Source organism: Nocardiopsis sp. CNR-923, from assembly GCF_001942255.1.
In the GTDB taxonomy this organism is placed as follows: Bacteria; Actinomycetota; Actinomycetes; order Streptosporangiales; family Streptosporangiaceae; genus Nocardiopsis.
Map to the genome: position 1 here is coordinate 1 of NZ_MKKC01000005.1, position 6,622 is coordinate 6,622.

At 72.9% G+C, this 6,622-nt stretch carries 5 protein-coding genes and 2 pseudogenes; 4 read left to right on the plus strand and 3 right to left on the minus strand.

The window, feature by feature from the left end; all coding sequences use genetic code 11:
* A partial coding sequence (locus tag BJF83_RS00170; RefSeq protein WP_075924690.1) for an ankyrin repeat domain-containing protein occupies positions 1-384 on the minus strand: 384 nt, incomplete at its 3' end.
* Positions 385-518: 134 nt separating this feature from the next.
* On the opposite strand from BJF83_RS00170, the gene BJF83_RS00175 reads away from it, so the two are divergent.
* On the plus strand, positions 519-1,064 hold the full coding sequence (locus BJF83_RS00175; RefSeq protein WP_075924691.1) for a hypothetical protein: 546 nt from the start codon (positions 519-521) through the stop codon (positions 1,062-1,064).
* Positions 1,065-1,229: 165 nt separating this feature from the next.
* On the opposite strand, the pseudogene BJF83_RS00180 reads toward BJF83_RS00175, so the two are convergent.
* Positions 1,230-2,619 (minus strand): annotated as a pseudogene (locus BJF83_RS00180) (hypothetical protein).
* A gap of 376 nt (positions 2,620-2,995) precedes the next feature.
* Here BJF83_RS00180 and BJF83_RS28090 point away from each other — a divergent pair.
* The 3 genes from BJF83_RS28090 to BJF83_RS00190 all read left to right on the plus strand — a co-directional run bounded on the left by BJF83_RS28090 (position 2,996) and on the right by BJF83_RS00190 (position 5,780).
* On the plus strand, positions 2,996-3,769 hold the full coding sequence (locus tag BJF83_RS28090; RefSeq protein ID WP_262391191.1) for a GAF domain-containing protein: 774 nt from the start codon (positions 2,996-2,998) through the stop codon (positions 3,767-3,769).
* Entirely contained in the window at positions 3,766-4,266 is a 501-nt protein-coding gene (locus BJF83_RS28095; RefSeq protein ID WP_262391192.1) for a hypothetical protein, read from the plus strand. The genes BJF83_RS28090 and BJF83_RS28095 overlap by 4 nt, the downstream gene beginning before the upstream one ends.
* 128 nt (positions 4,267-4,394) lie before the next feature.
* A complete protein-coding gene (locus BJF83_RS00190; RefSeq protein WP_083678344.1) occupies positions 4,395-5,780 on the plus strand; it encodes a DUF2254 domain-containing protein in 1,386 nt (461 codons plus the stop codon).
* A 9-nt stretch (positions 5,781-5,789) separates the two neighbouring features.
* Here BJF83_RS00190 and BJF83_RS00195 read toward each other — a convergent pair.
* Positions 5,790-6,622 (minus strand): annotated as a pseudogene (locus tag BJF83_RS00195) (integrase); the annotation flags it as partial.

The following is a 6,622-nucleotide window of genomic DNA, read 5'->3' on the forward strand; positions in this document are numbered from 1 at the left end:
TGAGTAGGTCGTCCGTCGGTCGAACATCTGGGCGGTCTCGCGGGCGGTGGGGGCGCCGATGTCGGGGTCGGCGCCGTGTCCGGCCAGTACGCGCGCCACCTCGGTCTCGCCCTTGAAGACCGCTCCGGCCAGCGGTGACTGGCCGTGGTCGTTGAGGCGGTCGGGGTCGGCGCCGTGGTCCAGCAGCAGGGTGACGGTGTCGGGGTGGCCGTGGTAGGCGGCGAGCATGAGCAGGGTGTCGCCTTTGTCGTTGGTGAGGTTGACCGGGACTCCGGCGTCCAGGTAGGTGCCCAGGGTCTGGGTGTGGCCCTGGCGGGCGTGGTCGAAGACGCGGCTGGCGAGTGCGACGACCTCGGGGTCGGGTTCGTGGCGTTCGTGGCTCATGGTGGCTCAGCGTAGTCGTGTGCGGTCGGGCCGTGGCGGTCGACGTGGTGTCGGCTATGCGAGTGTGGCGGCGTTCGTGCTGATTTCGCGTTGTGCCGCTAGGGTGCTCCCCAGTCCCCGAGAGGAGCATCCCCGTGCGACATCTAGTCGGCTTCCTGTCCGGTCTGGTTCTGGGGCCGGTGTTGGTCCTGTCCTGTGGGTGGGTGTGGTCCCATCTGCGCGGCCTGCACTCGTCCGGTCTGGACGCGCTCTCGGGCACCGGCCCCGTGGCGTTGGCGGTCCTGGTGGGTGTGGGCCTGCTGGTGGCGATGGTCGCCGTCCCGCCCCGGTTGACGCCCCTGCTGCCGGGGGGCGCCGCGCTGGTGCTGGGCGGCCTGAGCGCGGTGGCGTGGTTGCGTCAGGGGTGGCTGGAGCGGGTGCCGGACGTGCCCGGTCTCGCCGGCGCGCTGGTGCTGCTGCCATTGGGGGTGTTCGTTCCCGTGGCGGTGGTGCTCATGGCGCCGGTGCTGGTCGGTGGGCGGTGGCGGGGCCCGGAGGAGGACTCGGCCACGCCCGAGGAGTACTTCGAGGGCCTGTACGACGAGGACGAGGACGAGGATGGGGACCGTGACGAGGACGGGCGCGGTCGCGCGTCCACGGGTGTGTTCGCCGCGCCGTCGGGTCGGCACGCGATGAAGTAGGGGCGTCCTGGGTTCGGTGGATGCCGCCCGGCGCGAGCGGCGCGTGCGGTGCGGCTGTCGCGGGGCCGAAGGAGGAGTGAGGGTGGGGTCGTCGCGGCTGACGAGAAGGTGGCGGGGGCCGTGCGGGGGCGTCGCGCGGTGGGGTATGCGTTCGCGGCACACGCCCTAACGCCAGTTCGGGCCCCATGAGGAGCTGCGCGAGACCCCTGGTGGCAGTGGTGGGAGCATCGCCGCGCCGGGGGCTCGGCACGTGTCCTGGGCCGGTGTGTGGTGCTCCTCGGCGGGGTGCGCCGTCGTCTCGGGGGTGATGATCGGGATGAGCGCGGTCTTGGCCGAGGTGTCCTCGCGCGGTTCGGGTTCTGGTGCGCGCGGGGGTTCGGGCTCTGGTCGGGGGGTGGTGTCGGCGGGTGGGACGAAGCCGCGTACGCGTTCGGTCGGGTCCTGCGCCGGGGTCAGGACCACGGGTTCGGGGATCGGGGTGGGTTCGTCGTCGTGGCTGGGCAGGGCCGGTTCGGCCGGGGCGATGCGGGTCCACCACAGCTCGGCCTCCTCGGCGGTGAGTTCGGACTCCACCTCCAGGCGGCCGTGGACGTGGTGGTGGCGGCGTCCGGCGTTCCAGGACCGGGGGTAGGGCTGTTCGTCCAGGATCAGGACGCGTTCGCCGTGCAGGGCGGGGATATCGGCGGGCGCGCCCTCGTTCCAGACCCAGGTGCCGTCGTGGGCGACCAGGTTCCACCAGCCGCGGACGGTTTGGGCGTGGGGGGTCGACGTCGCCGTCGAGGTAGGGGGTGACCCAGCGCGGGTCGGGGCGTTCGCCGTGCACGCCGTGGTGGTCGGGGCCGATGAGGGCGTCGGCGAGCAGGGTGTGGAGTTGGAAGTTGTCGCCGACGCCGTCGAACAGGACGCGGAAGCCGCGCCGGGAGCGGCGGTCCATGACCAGGGCGCTGGTGGCCTCGGCCATGCGCAGCAGGTCGCGGATGTCGTCGAACTCGTCCAGGTGGTCGCTGAGCTGGTTGGCGATGGCGAGGAGTTCGGCGTGCAGGGCGGGGTCGCGGCGGATGTGGGCGCGCACGTTGGTGTGGCCGAGCATGGTGCGGGCGGCCAGGCCGTGTCTGCGGATGGTCCACCAGCACATGGTAGCGCCGGGGGCGTCGGTGGCCAGGTCGGCGGCGACGCGGGTCTCGTCGGCGGCGGTGACGGCGTCGGGGTCGGGGGGTGTGTCGGGTCCGGTGCGTGCCCAGGCGCGGGTGAAGACGATGGCGCCGCGGCCCATGCCGCGGGCGCGGTGCAGGACTTCGACGCCGGCGGGGCCGGGGTCGGTGCCCATCTCGACGAGGGCTCCGGCGACCACGGACAGGTCGGCGATGATGCCGGGGGCGGCGTGGTTGCCCGAGAGCAGTGGGGTCAGGGCCTCCAGGGCGAGTTCGCGTTCGGAGGCGGGGATCTGGGAGGCGAGCACGTAGACCTTGTGCACGGCTGGTGGGAAGTGTTGGGGGTCGGCGGCGACGGAGGCGTCGATCAGTTCCTGGAACGCGGCGCGAAACTCGTCGACCATGAGACCGTCCCCTTTCTCACGCAACCAACCTAATGTCTGGTCAGTGCTGGATCGAACGTCAACGTGTTCTTTCGGGCGCTGTTTAAGGGTTTGTTGACGATTTGAGATCTGGGCACGGGCGCGTGGCCGCGGAGGTGTTCGCGGACCGACCGGGGCCGCGGGGCGGCCGGTCGGGGCCGGGCCTGGCCGCCCCGCGGCCCCTGCAGGGTACCCGTGCCGCGGTGGTGGGGGCACGTCCGCAAGCGGGCGCGGCGCGCGCCGCTGCCGTGCCGTCCCGTCCACGGCGTCGAACTGGAATTTCGCCACAGGTGGGGGTGTACTGGAGGAGGGGACGTGTGGGGTGTCGCCCGGCGCCCCACGAGCGGAAGAGCCGGACGTGGACGAGTCCTGGAGAGCGTGGCCCGAGGGGGCCGACCCACGCGAGCTGCGGCGCGCCGTGGCGCTGGCCCGTGAGCGCTTCCTCGCCTCCGGCCGGGCCTCGCCCAGGCTCAGGAGCGTGGTCCGCGAGTCGTGGCGGCGCAGCCTGACCGGCGGGGTCGACCCCGAGGGGGTGTGCCCGCGGATGGTGCTGCCCCGGGACGAGTTGTGCGAGCGCCGTGACGCCCACGTGTTGCGGGCGGTGCTGCCGGTGGTTCGGCGTCTGCTGGTGGACAGCGCCGCCGACAGCGGTCAGATCGCGGCGGTCGGCGACGCCGAGGGGCGGTTGCTGTGGGTGGAGGGCGACCACGCCGCGCGTGCGCGTGCCGAGGGGATGCGGTTCGTGGAGGGGGCGTCCTGGAGCGAGCGGGACGCGGGCACCAACGCGCCCGGGGTCGCCCTGGCTTTGGACCACGAGGTGCAGGTGTTCTCCAGCGAGCACTTCGGTCAGGGCGCGCAGTCGTGGAGCTGTTCGGCCGCTCCCGTGCATGATCCCGACACCGGCCGGGTGGTCGGGGTGGTCGACGTGACGGGCGGGGATCAGGCGGCTCAGCCCTACGCGCTGGACCTGGTGCGCGCCACGGCGTTCGCGGTCGAGTCCGAGCTGCGGCTGCAGCGGGTCAGCGGGGCGCTCTCGCGCGCGGCGGGCCCGGGGCTGGAGACCGCACCAGGTTGCGGGTGCTGGGGCGCGGCCAGGCCCAGCTCTTCCACCGGGGTCGGGCACTCCGGTTGAGCCTGAGGCACTCGGAGATCCTGTTCCTGTTGGCGGCGCACCCCGAAGGGCTCTACGGCGGGGAGATCGCCAGTCTGCTCCATGAGCACGGCACGCCGTCGGTGACCGTGCGGGTGGAGATGTCGCGCATCCGCAAGGCGTTGGGCGAGGTGGTGGACTCCTCCCCCTACCGGTGGTCGGTTCCGGTGGGCACCGACGTCGACCAGGTGCGCCACTTCCTGGCGGCGGGCGAGTACCGGCGCGCGCTGCGCGCCTACCGGGGGCCGGTGCTGCCGCGGTCGGCGGCGCCCGCGGTCGTGGAGGCCCGTGAGGATCTGGCGCACGAGCTCAGGCACGTGCTGTTTCGCAACGCCGCCCCCGAGGTGCTGCTGGAGTGGGCGCAGCGGCCGGACGGGCGCCGCGACCCCTTCGTGTTGCAGGCCGCCCTGGGGGCCGTCGCGGTGGGGTCGCCCAGGGCCGAGCAGGTGCGGGCGTGGCTGGACCAGGCGAGCGGGTGAGGGGCGGCGGCCGGTCTGGGGCGGCGCCGGTGGTGCAACGGGGTTGTTACGGGCGGGTCGTTAGCGTGACGCCAGGTTGTGGCACCGACCACAGGGATCCCTGACCCGATCCGAAATGGTGGTAGTACATGCCGGCTGCGACACTGCACAACGTGGGAATGACGGTCCGCCAGCGGGTGAGCGAGTACGTCAAGGAGTCGTTCTTCCTCTTCCCCTCCCTGGGAGCGGTGGTGTTCGTCCTGCTGGCGTTGGCCGTCTCCCGCTTCGACACCCCCTTCAGCCTCGTTGACCCCGACGACCAGTCCATGGTGCGCTTCGCCGAGCGCGGGCGGGTTCTGCTCAAGTCGGCGGGTCCCACGATCCTGACGGTCATGGGCCTGATCTTCAGTATCAAGCTGCTGGCGTTGCAGAAGGCGGGCCAGTTGACTCCGCGGGTGGTGGGGCTGTTCACCCGGTGCTGGGTGACCAAGGCGACGCTGACCATCTTCGTGGGCACGTTCATCTTCACGTTCTTCGTGCCGTTCTTCGGCGAGACGCCCCAGGGCGAGGGCGGCAACCTCGTGCTGCTGCTGTCGGGGGTCATCGCGGCGGTGCTGGTGTTCTCCTGCCTGATCGCGTTCTTGCTGTTCGCGCACCGGTCGCTGGGGATGATGCGGCTGACCTCGGTGCTGGACCGGGTGGTGAGCGACTCCCTGGAGCAGCTGAGCGCCTTCGACCGGGTGGCGAGCACGGTGTACATGAGCGAGCCCGGGTACTCGCACTCGACGGTGCTGCGGCTCGGGCGCGGCCCGGGGATCCTGGTGGGGGTGAACGTGCGCGCGTTGGTGCGTTACGCGCGCCGCCACGACGCGCTGGTGACGCTGTTGCCCAAGATCGGGGACTTCGTCGCGGCGGGATCGCCGGTGGTGCGGATCGACTCGCACGGGCCGATCGCCGCACCCGACGTGGACGGCATGCTGTGGACGGCCAACAACCGGTCCTCCTACCGGGACCCGGCCTTCGGGCTTCGCCAGCTGGTCGACATCGCCACCCGGGCGCTCTCGCCGGGTGTCAACGACCCCACGACGGCGGTGCAGGCGGTCGACCGCATCCAGATCCTGGTCACCGCCTTCGGGGTGCGTGAGCTGCGCCCGATCGTGTTCACCGACCGCCACGGGTCGGCGCGCCTGATCCAGCCGCGTCCGGCCTGGCCGGACGTGATGGATCTGGCCTTCAGTGAGATCTCCCTGTACGGGGCGGAGTCGCCGCAGGTGACGCGGCGGCTGGTCGCCGCGCTGGCGGACATCGGTCAGACGGTGGGGCCCGAGCGGCGGGGCCAGACCGACCGGTATTTGGAGCATGTCCGCGCCCTGGTCGAGGACCGGGTGCCCGAGGCGCTGCGGTCGATGGCGCTGCGGCCCGACCGTCAGGGCATCGGCAGCACGTGCTCCACCCACGCGGGGCCGGACGGGGCGGGCGCGCCCTTGGCGCGGCCGGGGTGGGACGGTGGGCGGTCCTCATGGACGGCGCGCTGAGGGGGCCGGTCACAGGCCCAGTCGCGTGACGGCGTTGTCCTCCAGGGGGTTGGCGGTGCGGATGTAGTCGTGCACGGTGCGGGGGTTGGTCCAGCGGCCCTGGCGCATGATCTCGCGGTCGGTGGCCCGCCCAGCGCGGCCTGGGTGGCGAATCCGGCGCGCAGGGAGTGGCCGCCGAAGTCGTCGGGGTTCAGGCCGGCGCGTTCGGCGTAGCGTTTGACGAGTTCGCCGACGGCGCGTCCGGACATGGCCCGCTCCCCCATCCGGCCGTGGCGGGTGACGGTGGGCAGCAGGGGGCGGCCGGTGTTGTCGGCCAGGGGGTTGGCGGTCAGGCCCTGGCAGCGGTGGGCGGTGGGCGCCACGGGGGTGTGGACGGTCCTCAGATGGGCGCGCACGGCTTGGTCGCCGCCCTCGCGGTGGGCGGCCAGCAGGTCGCACCAGTCAGCGAAGGCGCAGACCGGGCAGGTGGTGCGGTGGCGTCCGCGGGGTAGGGCCACGGTCTGGCCGTGGCGGCCCTCCTGGTCGGTTTTGGTGGTGGCCAGCGCGATGACCAGTGCGGTGGCTCCGGTGGCGGCGTCGGTGCGGACCATGACGTCGTCCAGGGTCAGGGCGGCCAGTTCGGCGCGGCGCAGCGCTCCGGCGAACCCGGTCAGCAGCAGTACGGCGTCGCGTCTGCGGGCGACGCCGCCGGGGTGGCCGTCGTGGGGGCGGGCGGCCAGCAGGGCGCGAGGGTGGACAGGACGATGGGGTCCTTGCGGCGGGGGCGGGCGCGGCGGGTGCGGGCGGAGTCCCGCGCAGGGTCATGCGCATGACTCGGCGCGGGTGGGCGAGGGCGAGCCGTG